Here is a 17,281-nt window from a genome sequence, read left to right on the forward strand (position 1 = left end):
AAGCGTTGCTGAGGTCTGCTAAAACGATTCACCAGTACATCAGCCAATCCAGAGGGGTAGCGACATGACCACAGCCAATAATCTCCAGAACCTGTTCCCTAGCCCCGCCGAGATCCCGGAAAAGTACCGCCTTGAAGGCCAGACCGAGCAGCGCGAGTACCTGGTCGATGGCCAACTCAGAACCTGGAACGGGCCGCTGGCCCTGGTCCGCAGCCCGGTGTACCTGGCAGGCCCGAATGGCGATGAACAGGTGATCCTCGGCAGCACGCCGCTGCTGGATGCCGACACCGCCTTGACTGCCCTCGACGCCGCAGTCCGTGCCTACGACCGTGGCCAAGGCCTGTGGCCGACCATGCGCGTGGCCGAACGCATCCAGCACGTCGAAACCTTCCTCGGGCGCATGCGCGAGCAGCGCGACGCCGTGGTCAAGTTGCTGATGTGGGAAATCGGCAAGAACCTCAAGGACTCGGAAAAGGAGTTCGACCGCACCTGCGACTACATCGTCGACACCGTCAACGCCCTGAAAGAACTCGATCGCCGCTCCAGCCGTTTCGAACTGGAACAGGACACCCTCGGCCAGATCCGTCGCGTACCGATGGGCGTGGCCCTGTGCATGGGGCCTTACAACTATCCGTTGAACGAAACCTTCACCACGCTGATCCCGGCGCTGATCATGGGCAACACCGTGGTGTTCAAGCCGGCCAAGCTCGGCGTGCTGCTGATTCGCCCGCTGCTGGAAGCCTTCCGCGACAGCTTTCCGACCGGGGTGATCAACGTCATCTACGGCAGCGGCCGCGAGACGGTCAGTGCGCTGATGGCCAGCGGCAAGATCGACATCTTTGCCTTCATTGGCACCAACAAGGCCGCCAGTGACCTGAAAAAACTCCATCCGAAACCCCACCGCTTGCGCGCGGCGCTGGGCCTGGATGCGAAAAACCCGGGCATCGTCCTGCCGGAAGTGGATCTGGACAACGCGGTCAGTGAAGCGGTGACCGGTTCGCTGTCATTCAATGGCCAGCGCTGCACCGCCCTGAAGATCCTGTTTGTCCACGAAGACGTGGTCGAGTCCTTCATCGACAAATTCAATGCCAGGCTCGCCAGCCTCAAGCCCGGCATGCCCTGGGAAAGTGGCGTAGCCCTGACACCGCTGCCGGAATCGGGCAAGGTCGACTATCTGCATGCACTGGTGGCGGATGCCGAAAGCAAAGGCGCCAAGGTAGTCAACCCCAACGGTGGCGAGGCTCGTGCGTCATTCTTCTACCCGGCGGTGCTGTACCCGGTCACGCCGCAGATGCGGGTTTATCAGGAAGAACAGTTCGGTCCCGTCATCCCCATCGTGCCCTACCGTCATCTGGATACCGTGATCGACTACGTGCTGGAGTCGGACTTTGGCCAGCAATTGAGCATCTTCGGCACCAACCCGGTGGCGGTTGGCCGGTTGGTGGACACCTTCGCCAATCAGGTCGGGCGCATCAACCTCAATGCCCAGTGCCAGCGCGGCCCGGACACCTATCCCTTCAATGGTCGCAAGAACTCGGCCGAAGGCACCTTGTCGGTCCATGACGCACTGCGGGTGTTTTCGATCCGCACCCTGGTGGCCACCAAGTTCCAAGAGACCAACAAAGACCTGATCAGCGAGATCATCAGCGGCCGCAGTTCGAGCTTCCTGACCACCGACTACATCTTCTGAGGAGAGCCAGCCTGAGTACATCCAGAGCCCAACGATTGCCACCGCTGTTGCGCCGATTGCTGCGTCCGTTGCTGGACCCGTACCGGCGCTATCGCCATGCCCGGGTGATCCATGCGGTGCGGGTGTCGCTCGGGTTGCTGGCGACGATCCTGCTGACCACCGGCATCAATCTGCCCCACGGTGAGTGGGCGTCGGTGACCATGCTGGTGGTGATAGGCGGCTTGCAGCACCACGGCAACATCGGCAAGAAAGCCGCCGAGCGCGCCATTGGTACCTTGATCGGCGCCGGTGTCGGCCTGGTGTTGGTGGCACAACAGGCCTGGCTGGGGATGCCCTGGCTGACCTATTTCGCGATGTCGGTGGTCTGCGGGTTTTTCTCGTATCACGCCATCGGCAAGGGTGGTTACACGGCGCTGCTGTCGGCGATTACCGTGTTCATCGTCGCGGGGCACGGCGACAACCCGGTCACCGATGGCTTGTGGCGCGGGGTGGATATCCTGATCGGCATTGCCCTGGCCCTGGCGTTTTCCTTTGCCCTGCCGCTGTACGCGGTTTATTCCTGGCGCTACAACCTGGCCGATGCGCTGCGTGATTGCGCGAAAGTCTACGGGCGCATCGTTGACGGCCAGGCCATCACCGCCGACGAACACCTCAAGCTCATGACTCGCCTGAACGCGGCGATGGTGCAACTTCGCTCACTGATGCCCTCGGTGTCCAAGGAAGTGAAGATTTCCATGACCGAACTCGATGCCCTTCAACGCAACCTGCGCATGTGCGTCAGCACCCTGGAAATCCTCGGCAATACCCGACCGGATGCCAATGATCTCGAGGCGATGTCGCTGATGCAAACGGCATTGAAAGTCGAGCATCGACAGATTCGCGTGCAATTGATCGGCATGGCCCGGGCGTTGAAATCAGGCGCCGCCCAGCGGCTCAATCGCCCCGTGGATGTGCCGCTTGTCAGCCTTGATGCGCCGGTCTACAACGCGCTGGACGGGTATCGTTTGCTGACCCAGCAACTGGCCGCCAACGTCGGGGAGATGCGCCAGCGCTTGGCCAAGAGCGCGCCGCGCTGGAACATCTGACGCCCCTGATTGGTACTCAAGGCGTCACCGTGCGCCGAAACTTCAGCGACCAGCCTTGTTGCATGCCGGCAGCGGCCAACAGAATCGCCGCGACTCCAATCCATTGCAGTGGCTCCAGGCGATGGCCGAAAGCAAGCCAGTCGACGAAAATCGCCGCGATCGGGTAGATGAAGGACAGCGCGCCCGTCAACGCCGTCGGCAGTTTTTGAATCGCGCCGTACAACAACACATACATCACGCCGGTGTGCACCATACCCAGCGTCACCAGGCTGGCCCACGCGCTTGGCGCCTGGGGCAATACGGAAAGATTCGCGAAGGGCGCGAGCAACAGCACGCCCGTGCTGACCTGGATCAGCGCGATCAAATGCGGTGGGGTTCCAGTCAGGCGCTTGATGATCAACGCGGCAATTGCGTAGAGAAGCGCCGCGCCCAACGCCAAGGCAATGCCCATCAGGTAATCGCTGCCGCTTTCGCCCTGGCTGCCATGGGCACTGACAATCGCCAACATCCCGAGAAACGAAACGCCCAGCCAGGTCAGTTTCTGCGCGGTGATCTTTTCGTTGAGGAACAACGCCGCCAGCCCGACCAGCATGAACGGCTGGACGTTATAGACGGCGGTGCCGATGGCAATTGACGCCCGGGAATAGGACGCGAACAACAGCACCCAGTTGCCGACGATCGCCACACCGCTGAGCACTGCGAGCAGGAACGTGGTGCGGGTCAGAATGCCGGGGCGCAGAAAGCCGAAAGCCGCGCAAATGAGCAACAAGGTGCCAGCTCCGAACAGGCAGCGCCAGAACACCACATCCAGCACCGGTTGCCCGGACACCAGCACGAACCAGCCGATGGTGCCGGAGATCAGCATGGCGGCCGTCATTTCGAACGAACCGCGGCGTAGGGTTTTGTCCATCATCAGACTCCTGTGTTTGTGGCCAAAGTATGCCAATGCACCCAGGGGCTACTCCAGAGCAAAAAGCAGGCTAAACTCTGTATCTGCCTTTTTTATCAAGGCCTTTTTGGAAAAATGCCTAACAGAGGGTTTCGCCATGACCGATGACATCGACCAGCTGCTGATCACGGCGCTGATGGAGGACTCGCGACGCTCGCTCAAGGCCCTGGCGCAAATCAGCGGCCTGTCTTCCCCCAGTGTTGCCGAGCGTCTGCGCCGCCTGGAAGAGCGAGGCGTGCTCAAGGGCTACACCGTTGAAATCGACCCGAAATGCTTCGGCTATCAACTCCAGGCCATCGTGCGTATTCGCCCGTTGCCGGGGCAATTGCAGGAAGTGGAGCGGCAAATCATGGCCATTCCCGAATTCACCGAGTGCGACAAAGTCACCGGCGACGACTGTTTCATCGCGCGCCTGCATGTGCGTTCGATGGAACAACTGGACACCCTGCTCGACCGACTCAACACCCACGCTGAAACCAATACGGCGATCGTCAAGAAAACCCCGGTCAAGCGCCGGTTGCCGCCCATGGCGTGAGTGATATTTGCTTCAGACTGAAGTAGATTGATGGTTTCCGGCGAAGGATTGACGGCATGAAAACTCAGGCAATACTACTGGTGGCTACGATGCTTGCGGGTTGCGGCACGATTCAGACGGTTGTGCGCAGTGACGAAGTGGCCTCGAAAAGTCTCAAGGAGCAAAAGAGTTACTGCGGCGCGGTACCGCGAATCTACAGCGGCGTGACCTACGACTTCTGCTACCTGAACGCACCCCTCGAAGACGGCCGGGATGCGCAGGTACATGGTCCCGCCCCCGCTATCGTGCTGCTCGACGTGGTCGTGTCCGGGGCGATGGACACACTGCTGTTGCCCTACACCATCTACCGCCAGCAAGCCGACGGCAGCATCGTCATTACAGAGTAAGCCTGGATTTGTGGTAATAAAAAACCCGCCTGAGCGGGTTTTTTAGTTCAAGGCCGAGGATCAGTCATCGCGGCTCATGATGCCGAACAGCTGCAACAGGCTGACGAACAGGTTGTAGATCGATACATACAGGCTGATGGTAGCCATGATGTAGTTACGCTCGCCGCCATGAATGATGGCGCTGGTCTGGAACAGAATGCAGACCGAGGAGAACAGCACGAAACCTGCGCTGATCGCCAGTTGCAGGCCGCTGATCTGGAAGAACAGGCTCGCCAGCGTCGCACCCAGCAGTACAAAGAAGCCTGCCGTGATGAAACCGCCGAGGAAGCTCATGTCCTTGCGGGTAATCAGCACATACGCCGACAGACCGCCGAACACCAGCGCCGTCATCGCGAAAGCCGAGCTGACCACTTCAGCGCCGCCCTGCATACCCAGGTAACGGTTGAGGATCGGGCCAAGCAGGAAACCCATGAAACCGGTCAGGGCAAATGCCGACACCAGGCCCCAGGCCGAATCACGGAGTTTGTTGGTGAGGAAGAAAAGACCGTAGAAGCCGATCAGCACCACGAAAATGTTCGGGTAGCCAACATGCATCTGCTGGGCAACGTAGGCTGTCACACCGCTGAAAGCCAGGGTCAGGGCGAGCAAGCCGTATGTGTTGCGCAGGACGCGGCTAACCTCTAGCTGCTCAGCCTGCACGCTGTTATTAACTGCGTAATCCTGTTCGCGCATGGCGACACTCCTGTTGGTTTGAAACGTTCAGTCGCAAAGATCATAACAGACGCTCTGTAACAAGCTATGCAGAGAGTTTGACAGTGTGTTTCATTCAGGTATTATGGCGCCCGCAACGCAAACGGAGGTGTGGCCGAGTGGTTTAAGGCAACGGTCTTGAAAACCGTCGACTGTAACAGGTCCATGAGTTCGAATCCCATCGCCTCCGCCATATTTGTACCGACAAAGCCCTGATTTTTCAGGGCTTTGTCGTTTCTGGGGTTTGAGCTGTGAACCTCGGCTTGCGAGGTGTTCCATAACTATTATGGACGTGTTCCAGAACTCACCACGTTTTTACCCCCTCCCCCAGCGTATTCGCTGACTGAAATCAGGGACATGGTTTTCCGGTTACCTTGGTGACTAACCCCCCAACCATGTCTCGCGCCAACCTGTCTCTCCCCCCTGCAAAATTCAGAACTCGCGTCTCCTGCCAAACTTTCTTCGTCTCCGCATCCCGGCACACCGCTGAAACGGACTCAAAAAAATTGTCCACATCAACATTGACCTCAACGAGACCAATCACATTTTTGTTGTACAACGCGAGGTTTCTGGCAGCGAAAAGAGAAAGGTCAGGCGCAATCGCATTTGCACTCAGGACGCTCGCGACATCTTTTGCTGCCCAAGGGAAACCCGGTGTAGCGATTACGATGACCGTACCTGGTGGATACTGATTTGTCGGACCTGAGGGAATAATTGCCACCTGGGGATCCCTAACAAGCGCCTGCTCAGGCTGCGAGGCACAACCACCTATTGCAAGTAACGCGATTATTAACAATGCAGCCTTTTCCATGATCCACTCCAATTCAGACGGAGCCAAAGTGCCATCAGCTGCGATCGCTGTCTATGAGTTGTCATTTAGCCCTGAAAAATATGAGCGGGTCGGTCGCATTGATGGAAGGCTACTTCTGGCTCAGTTCTGTTGGTCACTCGGGTAGCCCGCCGATTATCTGCAGAGACCTAAGCGCACTAGCACCCCATATTGGGGACAGTAATCACCTAAAGTACTGTTTCAAAAGGAATACCAGCGCAATTTAGGGTGGCAAAGAATCCGCTTTATTGTGATTTCGCAAACGGTAATCCGCGGCTTCCAGCGGAGGTTTTGCGCACAACCAGACTCTCACCCTGGCAACTTTTTGCCCCTTCCCCTACCCACCCCGATCAGCACCAGCTGCTACGCTGAAATCTCCACGGAGGTTTCGCGATGCCAAATTCAGATCTGCTCCCTTCCCTACTCTTCAAGATCAACGAAAACCAACTTGCCCTAGAAGCCGCCATCATGGAGCTTTCGAACTGGGTCGAGCAGCGTGGATCAGCGGATGTAGCCGACAACGTACGCGGTGCCCTGGAAGCCATCGATAAAAATGAAGAATTCATCAAGATGACGCTCGCGGTGATGATGGCGCCGGAGTGACTGAGTTGTTTTCGGCCCTACGCGACAGGCAGCAGTCGGTTGTGGATTCAACCGGTCGATGCAACAGATTGACCAAAGCGATACTTCGCCTACAGTAATTGAAAAAGGCTTTTGAGATAGGGAAATCATGCTGATCAACTCCATTGAGTTTAAGAATTTCAGACTGCTCCGTGATGTAAGTTTTTGGATTGAGGAGCATACGACCCTGATCGTCGGCCGTAACAACTTTGGTAAGACCTCTATCGCAGAGGTCTTTAGGCGGCTCCTATCCGATAAAACTCCTTCCTTCCGATTGAAGGATTTCTCTCTGCGCTGCCGTGAGAAATTCTTCCAAGAATTTCAAGCTACGCTAGCAGTAATCATTGCTTCCAAAAATGCCGGCGAGCACACCGCCGAGGGCTTAGGTATCACAGTTATTGGCAGGCAGTTCGCCTTGAACGATATCAGGGGTCGCCAGGAGTCTGTTCGCGAACACATCTGTACCCAATCCGTTACCCAAAACTTTTTGCGTAACAGCCTAACTAGTGGTTAAAACCGTTCGCTCGCTCACTGGGACGGGATAAAGCCCGCCCCTTAACCAAACGTTAGAACTTAAAAATGGTGCTGTTCCCATCATCCATATCAGTAGGGAGTTAACAATGAGATACCTTTGGTTAGTCGCTCTGTTTTTTTCATCGGCTTCTTGGGCGGCAGATTGCACGCAAGTCATCTCATCACTCGAAAGCCACAAGAAAGAGTTAGTTGCCGACTTAACAATTGCCAAAAAATACTTCATGGAGTCTACAGACCCATCTGTCGTTGGAACTTTCGAGGAGAGAACGGCGCGCCTTAATGAGCGCACTCAGCAAAAGTTAGGTTATTTCCAAGCTCAAAGAACTTCAGAGTATGGAAATATAGTTTGCAAATTCAGAGAAGAAAAAACTTGCACAAACGGCACCCACAAACTCAAGACATGTGGAGAGCAGCTTGTAGTTCCGTCTGAATACTCAATAATTTCCGTTGATAAAACCGCAAACGGAGACTTAAAAAAATATAGCCAATCGGGCAATACTTTTGATTTTGCGGCTGGTCTTAGCAGTCCAGGCAAAGCAACTGCTTATGTCAGTGTTCAGGCTCGCTATTCCGCACAGTATATTCAAGAGCAAGTTGCAAAAGACTCGGAGCAAGTTAAAAGTGCACTAAATAATGCTGGCATCCCAACAATTGCGCCGTCACCTATCGCGCCCTAACAAGGCGTTGCACCGGAAACACCCACCTTCGCTTCGCTACGGCGGTTTTTTCGGTGAACTTGGGGGTTATACCATTGCTCGGGAAGAATCGCGACATGGATGGTGGCAAGCCCTGCTGCCTTCTAGAACCGAAAGCGGCATCGGTGACGCAAGCCAATCGCCATCACCATGTTCACCGTCCGCTGAACGATTTAGCCAATCTGTTGCGTCGACCGGTTGAATCCACAGCCAATAGCTGCCGGTTGTGTGTATCAATTCCTGGCCGATAGCTATACTCAATTCCGAACCGCCGTTGCTGACAGGATGTCGGATATTCATAAGCTCATGGCACACACCAATTCGCCTACATTTAGCATGTATGATTGCGTGAACCTTCACCTACTTGACGGGGAAATCTGGTAATGCAGCAGTTGCGTAAAGACAACCACTACGTCCCCAAGCTCTACCTGAAACAGTGGGCGCATGAAGGTCAAATTTCTACTTACCGATTATTGGTTCCTAGCGAAAACGTTCCCCTGTGGAAGAAGCAATCCCTGAAAGGAATTGCTTACCATCAGCACCTTTACACTTACCTGGCGGGGCAAGAGGAAACGGATGAGTTCGAGCGCTGGCTCGACAGTAAATTTGAGAGTCCTGCTGAAGAAGCAATACGTCGAGTTGTTCGAGAAGATCGTATGTCTCCCGAGCATTGGAGAAGGCTGGTACGTTTCGCGGTTGCCTTAGATGTCCGCACCCCGGTTCGCCTTAGGGAATTCATGCGTCGCCAGAACGAGACATTGCAGACGTTGATGGATGAGACTATGCAGCGGTCTGTTCATGAAATGGAAGGGGCCGTTAGGCGAAACGAGCAACTACCATGTTCTTCGGAGGAAAGCGACGCCCTCTCGCTCTTCAAGATATCCGTTGAGGTTCTACCGAATGGAGGCGGCCAAGTTAAAGCAGAAACCATTGTTGGAAGGCGACTGTGGATTTGGCAGATGAGGCACTTACTAACAAAAACGCTCAGCCGCTTACCTGCCCACAAGTGGACTATCTTGCATGCTCCCGCTGGCGTGACTTGGCCCACATCTGACAATCCGCTGATACGTCTTAACTTCCAGGATGCAAAGAACTATGATTTTGGTGGCGGTTGGGGAGTCAAGAACGGCGACATACTCCTACCTCTGAGCCCGAAACACCTGCTCTACACCTGCGTTGGTAACAAGGTTTGGCCGCGAGGTACTGCGCCTGATATTAATACAGCCAGGCTGATACGAAAAATCATCATCGAGCATGCGGATCGTTACGTATTCGCTCAAGAACCAAGTGACATACACTTGATTCGGCCCAGACTAGTTTGCCCAACGACCTTTAAAAATGAGCTGTCCGCTTGGGAGAACTGGCATCCTGAGCAGTGCCAAGCTGAAAGAGAGCTTCAGAGCTGACCGGAGTCGGGCTGTGCTCAAAAGATCTGAAAAGTGGTCGATTTGAGTCACTGGCGAGTGGCCGATTTCTGCTCGTCGCCACCGTCATATTGGGTCGAATGCAGTCGCTGAATTACCTTTTCGAACCCCACAAAAGGATGGTCGCTCGAACGCCTTGAGCAGCATTCGATCAAGAAAGCTGGCATTGAGCTGAGCTGTGCACGTATATGCTTTGCGTCAGCTTTTCCAAAAAAATGGCACATTCAACAAGACCCCTTCCCAGTCTGTTTTAGCTAGTGGCATACTGCCCAGCTGCCAGCAAGGACTCAAAACAGAGGAAGTTATGCATATAATCATCAAAGGCAACATCCAGGAACTAGTAGACGAATTTGAATACAATGGAGTAAATGATTCCAAGCTATTCGAATATTTTTGTAATTTTAGCGTAGTATCAAAACACTTCCTCGGCCGCTTCAACCCAAAAGACATAACTACAGAAGAGGATGACGCCTCGCTTGATGGAGTTGCAATCATCATCGATGGCGACCTAATCACCACCGAAGACGATGCCATTGCCACTTTCAACACCCACAAAACCAACCTAAGCGCAGAAATAATTTTTACGCAGGCAAAAAGTGGGGAGCAATTCAAAAAAGAAGAAATTAATAACTTCAGTATTGGCATAGAAGATTTTTTAAGCCTTAACCCAAAGCTACCACAAGGCAAGCACAATCAAGAATCCCTTCTAATTTTTAAAATCATCTTAGAGAACCTTAAAAAAATAAAAAATCGCAGACCAAACGCCTCGATATATTATTGCACCAGCGGCACATATAAAGCTGAAAAAGAAATTCTTGCATCGTTTGATATATTACATAGAAAGATCCAAGGCACCGACCTGTTCAACTCAGTAAAAGTTACTGCCGCAGGACGGAAAGAACTTCTTAAATACTATGCGGACGTTTCAGAAAAAAATGAAGCAAAATTAAAACTCATTGACTATTTTGGCATGCCGGCCATACCTAGCATCCCTCAATCCTACGTCGGGGTAGCCAATGCAGGTCAGTTTGTCGACTCGTTGCTTCGAGACAAAGAGGGTAATCTTAACCACAGTGTCTTTGAAGAAAACGTACGTGCATTCCTTGGCGCTGAGAACGAGGTAAATTTAAATATCGAGTCCACACTTAAAAACACAACAAAGAAAGACTTGTTTTCAGTACTCAACAATGGAATTACGATCGTAACTCCTGAGCTAACCCTCACCCCCAACTCAAAAGAAATATCCCTAACAAATTATCAAATCATTAACGGCTGCCAAACCAGTAACACTTTACACTTGAATCGTCATTTACTGGATCAGTCCGTCAACGTGGTGATAAAATTTATAGAATCCGCGGACAACGACGTGTCGGGCGACATCATTGCAGCGACCAATAGTCAATCCGAAGTTGCTACCGAGTCCTTTCATGGATTAAAAAGCAAAGCAAAGCTAGTTCAAAAATATTTCGACGCACACAACACCGCAGCCAATCAAGAAAACAAAATTTACTTTGAAAGAAGGCAAAACGAGTATAAGGATTCAAGTTTTCAGTTCACTCGAATTTTTGACGTAAGAGAACTTGCTCGCTGCTACGCAGCAATGTTCCTTAATCAACCACATAATTCCGCACGATATGTAAAAACCATCTTCTCAGCTAGCGGAAGTGGTGAAGATCTCTTCTGCGAAACTGACCATGAAGCACTTTACCTTGCTTCAGCTCTAACCCTATACAAGTACAACACACTCGTAAACGGACGAAAAATCGGCGCACAAAACTTCATCAAACTTCGATGGCACATCATCCAAGTATTTAAATGGGTTGTACATGGAAAAACTGATGTGCCGCCACCTTCTTCTGGCAAAGCCGATGCATATGCGCAAAAAATTATTCGCGCACTAAGCGCCGAAGACAAATCATATACAAAACAATTTGAGCAATGCCAGGAAATCATTCAACTCACAGGCATACCAAGTGATGACGCGTTAAAGCGAGGAAAATTTACTGCCGACTTAGTACAAAAAGCCGCAGAATACCTAGCAAAACAGAGCAAAAACGTCGCCGTAAAGGCGTAGCTTATAAATAACCAACAATTCAGCTCTCACCCTATTCAAAAGCGGGGGGAGCTGAATGATCGCGTCACTATCAGAATCGTTAGAAAACACCTTTCGCCCTACCGCACTCTATGTAATTTAGAATAAGCCTCCCAGCGCTATTGGCTCCCAGTTCATGATTACCAGTTCACCGCTAACTTCGGCCTTGCCTTGCCGCTGATTGGTCGTGGTATAGCGGATGTCCAGCCTCTCAAAGTAAAAGCCTTCGAACACCCGGCGAATGTCCGGGTGGTCGTTGATGCTGACCATTACTTTGCCCTTGCAGCGACGCATGAAGTCAGCCATCCGCTCATAATTCTCAAACGGAAAATCCACCCCGTACCCTGCGGTCTGCCAGTAAGGCGGATCCATGTAGTGGAAGGTATGGGCACGGTCATAGCGCTCCGCACATTCTAGCCAAGGCAAGTTCTCGACATATGTGCCAGACAGACGTTGCCACGCAGCTGAGAGGTTTTCCTCGATTCGCAGCAGATTGATGGCCGGGGTGGTAGTGGCGGTGCCGAACGTCTGCCCGGACACCTTGCCGGCGAAGGCATGGTGCTGCAGGTAGAAGAATCGGGCGGCGCGCTGGATGTCGGTGAGGGTTTCGACGCGGGTCATTTTCTGCCATTCAAACACTTGCCGGGAGCTCAGCGCCCATTTGAATTGGCGCACAAATTCTTCGAGGTGGTTCTGCACCACGCGGTACAGCGTCACCAGGTCGCCGTTGATGTCGTTGAGCACTTCGACGGGCGCCGCCTGTGGCCGCATGAAGTACAGCGCGGCGCCGCCGGCAAAGACTTCAACGTAGCATTCGTGCGGTGGAAACAGGGGAATAAGGCGATCGGCCAGACGGCGTTTGCCGCCCATCCAAGGAATGATAGGGGTAGACATAAATAGCAAGACCTTTACTGTATAAATAAACAGGTGTTAGGCTCGCTCTGCTTTGTGCACAGAGCAGGAGCCTTGGCGGGACTTGCAGGGACAATCTGCGGGGACGGTGGCCAAGCTGGATGTTGACGCATCCAGACTGGCCGCTCCTATTACTTTGAGTTTGAAACTTTTAACTCGGGCCGACTCATGCGCCCGGGTGATCAACCCGGCACTTCAAGCACGACTTTCTGCGGCTTGCCGGAGGCCTTGGCCTTGCCCTCCTTGCCGCCATTGCACTCTACCGACACCGTCCACCCGGACGGGGTGAAGGTGTGATCAACCGACTCCACCAGGTACTCACCATCGAGCCCACGCTTGAAGCCCAGCGCCTCGATCATGCTTTCGGCAAACAGGTCGGTCCGGCCCGGCAGGTCCAGGCGGACCGAGGCGGTGGAACGATTGAACGCTGCCAGGCGCGCCTTCGCCGCCTCATCAGCGGCTGTTCTGTCCGGGTAGAGATGGCGGTCGGTATGCACCGGCGGCAAGCCTTCCGGCACGTTGGGGTTGTCCAGGTGCGAGACCAACAATTCCCCGCTGGCAGGGTCCTGGTACTGAGTGGTGACGCCCTGGTGGGTGCTGCGGTCGCTCAAGCGAAACTGCCAGCGGGTCACGTCACTACGCTGCAGGGCAATGACCGCCAAGGCCTTGCCACTGGCGCTCTGCCCACCCTGTCGCGGCAGGACCAGCAGCTTGCCGTCGGCCACCTTGGCGGTGCAGTCGTGTTTTTTGGCCACGCGAGTGATGAAATTGAAGTCGGATTCATTGAGCTGGTCCATGCGCGGCACCCGGATGTCGACCGGGCACGACGGCTGCCAGCCATTGCGCGCGGCCACGTCACCGACGATCTGCGCCAGGCTGACGTTCTCCCAACTGCCGCTGCGCGTGGTCTTGCCGCTGCCGCGCATGTCGCTGGCCTTGCCGCTGATCACCAGCGTGTCCGGCGGGCCGGAAACCGCCACCTCGTCCACGGTGTAGCGACCCATGCGCGTCAGGTCGGCGCCGGCATAACCCAGGTAGACCTCGATACTCGCGCCACGCACGGGCAGCGACACCGCCCCGTCGCGATCATCAATGCGCAGCTCAAACGAATCTGAGGCCATCCCGGGCCGGTCGGATAGCTGCAGCGACACCAGCCGATCATTGATCAAGGTGGTGATGTCGGCACCGTCAGCGACGATGCGGAAAAGCGGTTGCATGTCGGCACTCCGGACAAGAAAAAGCCCGCAGTTGGCGGGCTGGGATCAATCCCACAACGATATGACGCTGTCGGTCTCGACCACCAGGTCCGGCAGCGTGATCAGCACGCCGGCCCGGAACGGTTGCGGCTCATCGGCCAGGCCCTGATTGGCGGCCAACACCGCCTCGACACTGCGGTTCAGGTGGCCGTAATAGTGGTGGCACAGGGTATCGAGCAGATCCCCATCAGCCGTTCTGCAGGTCATCGCCATAACGGACAAACTCCAATGAAAAGCCCTGCTTGCGCGGGATCGCCCCGGGCAGCAAAGCGCTTTGTTCCTCGTCGATATTGGTCAGGCACCAGTTGCCCAGCACTTCGCCGTAACCGGTGGTGAGGTTCAGCGGTAGCAACTTGGCACCGATGCTGCGCAGCCTATCCAGCTGCTTCAGTCCACCTTTGAAGCTCGGGTAGATCGCGCCTTTGATGGTTATTTTTTCCTCACCCAGGCCCACCGCCTGCTGTGCCGGGCGTCGGGTCAAGCGTTCCTGCGCGGCCCAGCGAAACGCCGTCTGCCGGCGCAGTTCATCGAAGGCTGCCGTGTCCAGGTTGAAGTAGTACGGTCGCTCATTGGCTTTCAGCGGGTAGAGGATGAGTAGGTGCGGGAATGGCTTCACCGCGTCGGGAATCGGCGACATGTCGCCGGCAAACCATTCCGTGGGGAAGATGTTGCCCAGCGCGGCATTGGCCTTGCCGGCGACCTTGTTGAACGCCGCGCCAAAGCGGCCAATCTGCTCAGTCAACGCGGAAAAATGCTCATCAAACTGGGCCAGTGCGCGCTGGGTCTGGTTGTAGTAGCTGGCCACCTTGCCGATCTTGGCCTGCGCCGAGTTGATTGCACTTTGCAGACGGCGGGTCTTGTCGCTCAGGTCCTCGCTGAGAAAGGGCAAGCCTTCCAGCGCATCGGCCGCCCCGCTGATTTCATTGAGCGCGCCATTCATGGGTCCGGTCATTGACTCGATGTCCGTGCGGCCGGCTTCGCCGGCGTCGACCATGTACTTCAGGCCACCCTGCAGGTGCTCCAGGTAGTTTTTTTCATCCGCCATAACATTTCCTCAGCCCACATGGGGCGCATCAAACAACTGGCGGTCACGTGCCTCCCGGGCGAAGTCGTCAAACTGGCGCCGCAGGTACGGCATCATCTCCTGAACGAACTGCGCCGGATCTTTCACATCGCCATGCACCTGAAAAACCGGGGCTGGGGCGAAGGTGAATTGCTGATCGACCTTCGGCCATTCGGGTGTTTTCGCTGCCGTGCTCGACATCAATGCCGCCGCCGTGACCGGCACAGCGGGAGCGTTTTCCATCGAGCGCACGACCGCGCCCACACCTTGGCCGGCGGCCATGGGCAAGATACCGATCGGTGCTTTGGCCGGCGTGTCCGGCCCGCCAAACAAGGCCTTGCCCATGGTCGCGCCCACGTCACCGCCGCCCCACGCGCCGACCATGCCACCGATCACTCCGCCAATCGCGGTTCCGATCAGGGGGATGATCGAACCGATGGCCGCGCCGGCCGCGGCACCCGCCAGGCCACCGGCCAAGCTGCCTGCCGCCCCGCCGTAACCTTCCGCCTTTTCATCGCGGGTGGTGGCGTTCAGGTAAGTGTCCACTGCCTGGTAGCCGGCAGCAGCCACCGCTAGCGCCCCGCCCGCTTTCACGCCACGGGAAAGTCGATTGGCAGAACCTTTTCCCTTTCGACCTGGATCGCGATCCAGCCCGTCGTCATCACCGTCCTTCGCGTTGGTCACGAACACCCGCTGGACGATGTTGGATCGGTCGCCGGCCGAACCACGGGCGATGTTGGCCAGCCCCCGACCGATTTTCAGCGCGGCCCAGGCTTTGCCCAATACCAACGCACCGGCAGTGAGTGCCGCCAGGCCGAGCACCGCCTTGGGCGTCTCCTCAGACAAGGCGGTCAAGCCACGCGCCGCCGCGCCAATGCCGGTGGCCAGTGCATCCGTCGCCGGACGCAGGGCATCCCCGATGGCGCGCAACGAATCGTTGAACGCCTGACCGGTTTCGGCCCAGCGTTGTGACGAGGCTTCGCGCCGCTCGCTCAGGTTCTTGTCGAGAATGTCCTTGCGCTGGCCGTTGGGGTCCGCGGCGTCCCTTTTCAGGTCCGCATACAGCTTTTTGTTCTGGGTGTAGGCCATCAGCGCGGTCTTGACCTGCATGTCGGCAAACACGTCGCCGGTGCGCAGGGTCGCGGCCAGGGCATCGGCCATCGCTTGCGCCTTAGCCGGGTCCGTCTCCTGGTTGATCTGGGTCAGGCCTTGATCCAGCTGTTTGGCTTTCTTCGGGTCGGTCTTTTCCACATACCGGCGCGCCAGTTCAAAACTGGCTTCAAAGGTCGACAGGCCCTTGCCAATGGCGGCGTTCATCGAGCCCTGATAGTCGATCCCGGCATCGGCATAACCTTTGACCGTTTCCCCCGAGCCGATTTTCGCAATCCAGTTTTTCAGGTTGTTCGCCGCCTCATCGGCACTGCCGGCGCTCTTGACCTGCACCTGCAGCATGGCGCCCAACTGGGTCACTGCGTCTTGACCGGTGATGCCGCTGCTGGCCATCTGTGCCAGCAGTTCCGGAAACCACTTGGCCATGTCGGCCGCTTCGAAGCTGCCTTGCTGGCCCAATAGCGCGACCGACGCCAAGGCTTGTTCCATGCTCTTGGGATCAGTGAGCTTGGCGTTGTTCTGCATCGCCAGAATCATCTTCGCCGTGTCGGTGCCCGACGCGCCCTGCCCGACCGCAAACTTGGCAGCCACCGGGGCGTACTGCAGCGCCTCGGTCAATGCCATGCCGCCACCAACCAGCTGGTTCACCAGCTCGGCCACCTGGGTGTTGGCCATGCCGGTGTCTTTCGAAGTCTGCACAATGTCGCGGGCGGTATTTACTTCCTGTTGAGTATTGGCGGTACCGGACTTGATCGCGATGTCACGAATGATCGCCTGAAAATCCGCGCTGACCTTGGTCGGCACGGCCGCTAGGGTGGTGCCGGCCACTGCCGTGCCAAACCCGCTGCGTAAACTTTCCCGCCCCTCCTCGACCTGGCCCATCCCTTTGGCCTTGAACTCGGCACTGCGCACCACCTTGCCCAGCGCCAGATATTCCTGACGCAGGCGGCCGACTTCGACCCCCTGCCTGCGCAGGCTGCTGGTGTTGGTCTCCAGTTTGCGTAGCAGGGCATCGGCGTTGGCCGCCCCGCTGTCGTGAGCCTTTTTCCATTCATCGCGCAGGCGTATGGTTTCGCCGATGACTTTCTGCAAGCCCTTGGCGCGCGTGGTTTGCGCCTCGAGCTTTTTCATTTCGCCGCTGACGTTCTTGAAGGCGGCGCCGAGCGAAGAATCGACGGCGCCACCAATCACCAGCCCGAGCGAGAGTTTGTTCGCCATGCCTATCACCTACGTGCGACGGGGTGGGCTCAATCCGTGAGCCACCAGACCATCTCGGAAAACGACAGGCCCTGGATCTCGGCCGCCGAAAAATTCAGCTCGACGGCCAAGCGCTTAGCCAGAGCTTTTTGC

Annotated in this window: 17 protein-coding genes and 1 tRNA gene; 10 read left to right on the top strand and 8 right to left on the bottom strand. The window is 56.0% G+C overall.

Going from position 1 to position 17,281, the window contains the following annotated elements; all coding sequences use genetic code 11:
* The first annotated feature begins 64 nt into the window (after positions 1–64).
* Complete coding sequence (locus tag J4D25_RS14605; protein ID WP_057714315.1) at positions 65–1,690, top strand: NADP-dependent glyceraldehyde-3-phosphate dehydrogenase; 1,626 nt, start codon at positions 65–67, stop codon at positions 1,688–1,690.
* A 44-nt stretch (positions 1,691–1,734) separates the two neighbouring features.
* Positions 1,735–2,775 (top strand): FUSC family protein, encoded by a 1,041-nt coding sequence (locus J4D25_RS14610; protein WP_057716593.1) that lies wholly within the window; start codon positions 1,735–1,737, stop codon positions 2,773–2,775.
* Positions 2,776–2,791: 16 nt separating this feature from the next.
* Here the strand turns inward: J4D25_RS14610 and J4D25_RS14615 are convergent, their stop codons facing one another.
* On the bottom strand, positions 2,792–3,685 hold the full coding sequence (locus tag J4D25_RS14615) for a DMT family transporter (protein ID WP_057714313.1): 894 nt from the start codon (positions 3,683–3,685) through the stop codon (positions 2,792–2,794).
* A 136-nt stretch (positions 3,686–3,821) separates the two neighbouring features.
* Here J4D25_RS14615 and J4D25_RS14620 point away from each other — a divergent pair, with 136 nt between their 5' ends.
* Positions 3,822–4,259 carry an Lrp/AsnC family transcriptional regulator gene (locus J4D25_RS14620; RefSeq protein WP_046038550.1) on the top strand — a complete coding sequence of 146 codons (438 nt, stop codon included), beginning with the start codon at positions 3,822–3,824 and terminating at the stop codon, positions 4,257–4,259.
* A gap of 56 nt (positions 4,260–4,315) precedes the next feature.
* Positions 4,316–4,645 carry a YceK/YidQ family lipoprotein gene (locus J4D25_RS14625; RefSeq protein ID WP_057714311.1) on the top strand — a complete coding sequence of 110 codons (330 nt, stop codon included), beginning with the start codon at positions 4,316–4,318 and terminating at the stop codon, positions 4,643–4,645.
* Between the two features lie 60 nt (positions 4,646–4,705).
* Here the strand turns inward: J4D25_RS14625 and J4D25_RS14630 are convergent, their stop codons facing one another.
* A complete protein-coding gene (locus J4D25_RS14630; RefSeq protein WP_057714309.1) occupies positions 4,706–5,377 on the bottom strand; it encodes a Bax inhibitor-1/YccA family protein in 672 nt (223 codons plus the stop codon).
* Positions 5,378–5,500: 123 nt separating this feature from the next.
* On the opposite strand from J4D25_RS14630, the gene J4D25_RS14635 reads away from it, so the two are divergent.
* Positions 5,501–5,588, top strand: a tRNA-Ser gene (locus J4D25_RS14635).
* Between the two features lie 156 nt (positions 5,589–5,744).
* On the opposite strand, the gene J4D25_RS14640 is transcribed toward J4D25_RS14635, so the two are convergent.
* Positions 5,745–6,206: a hypothetical protein gene (locus tag J4D25_RS14640; protein ID WP_057714307.1), complete on the bottom strand. Its 462-nt coding sequence runs from the start codon at positions 6,204–6,206 to the stop codon at positions 5,745–5,747.
* A gap of 411 nt (positions 6,207–6,617) precedes the next feature.
* On the opposite strand from J4D25_RS14640, the gene J4D25_RS14645 reads away from it, so the two are divergent.
* From J4D25_RS14645 to J4D25_RS14665, 5 genes are all read left to right on the top strand, one after another.
* On the top strand, positions 6,618–6,827 hold the full coding sequence (locus J4D25_RS14645; RefSeq protein WP_057714306.1) for a hypothetical protein: 210 nt from the start codon (positions 6,618–6,620) through the stop codon (positions 6,825–6,827).
* A gap of 127 nt (positions 6,828–6,954) precedes the next feature.
* Complete coding sequence (locus J4D25_RS14650; protein ID WP_057714305.1) at positions 6,955–7,359, top strand: AAA family ATPase; 405 nt, start codon at positions 6,955–6,957, stop codon at positions 7,357–7,359.
* 106 nt (positions 7,360–7,465) lie between these two features.
* Positions 7,466–8,056, top strand: a complete 591-nt coding sequence (locus J4D25_RS14655; RefSeq protein ID WP_131726861.1) for a hypothetical protein — start codon at positions 7,466–7,468, stop codon at positions 8,054–8,056.
* 401 nt (positions 8,057–8,457) lie between these two features.
* Positions 8,458–9,480, top strand: coding sequence for a DUF4238 domain-containing protein (locus tag J4D25_RS14660; RefSeq protein WP_057714304.1), 1,023 nt, complete (start codon positions 8,458–8,460; stop codon positions 9,478–9,480).
* A 196-nt stretch (positions 9,481–9,676) separates the two neighbouring features.
* Positions 9,677–11,572: an AIPR family protein gene (locus J4D25_RS14665; protein WP_241781133.1), complete on the top strand. Its 1,896-nt coding sequence runs from the start codon at positions 9,677–9,679 to the stop codon at positions 11,570–11,572.
* A 117-nt stretch (positions 11,573–11,689) separates the two neighbouring features.
* Here J4D25_RS14665 and J4D25_RS14670 read toward each other — a convergent pair whose 3' ends face one another.
* The 5 genes from J4D25_RS14670 to J4D25_RS14690 all read right to left on the bottom strand — a co-directional run bounded on the left by J4D25_RS14670 (position 11,690) and on the right by J4D25_RS14690 (position 17,149).
* The gene (locus tag J4D25_RS14670) at positions 11,690–12,484 is read right to left on the bottom strand and encodes a DNA adenine methylase (RefSeq protein ID WP_057714302.1); all 795 of its coding nucleotides are present in this window, start codon (positions 12,482–12,484) and stop codon (positions 11,690–11,692) included.
* Between the two features lie 200 nt (positions 12,485–12,684).
* Positions 12,685–13,719: a phage late control D family protein gene (locus J4D25_RS14675; protein WP_057714301.1), complete on the bottom strand. Its 1,035-nt coding sequence runs from the start codon at positions 13,717–13,719 to the stop codon at positions 12,685–12,687.
* A 45-nt stretch (positions 13,720–13,764) separates the two neighbouring features.
* Complete coding sequence (locus J4D25_RS14680; RefSeq protein ID WP_057716592.1) at positions 13,765–13,971, bottom strand: tail protein X; 207 nt, start codon at positions 13,969–13,971, stop codon at positions 13,765–13,767.
* A complete protein-coding gene (locus J4D25_RS14685; RefSeq protein ID WP_057714300.1) occupies positions 13,946–14,803 on the bottom strand; it encodes a phage tail protein in 858 nt (285 codons plus the stop codon). Before J4D25_RS14685 ends, J4D25_RS14680 begins: the two co-directional genes overlap by 26 nt.
* Before the next feature lie 9 nt (positions 14,804–14,812).
* Positions 14,813–17,149: a phage tail tape measure protein gene (locus J4D25_RS14690; protein WP_057714299.1), complete on the bottom strand. Its 2,337-nt coding sequence runs from the start codon at positions 17,147–17,149 to the stop codon at positions 14,813–14,815.
* Positions 17,150–17,281 lie beyond the last annotated feature (132 nt).

It is taken from the genome of Pseudomonas sp. GW456-L13 (genome assembly GCF_017350115.1).
GTDB lineage: Bacteria > Pseudomonadota > Gammaproteobacteria > Pseudomonadales > Pseudomonadaceae > Aquipseudomonas > Aquipseudomonas jessenii.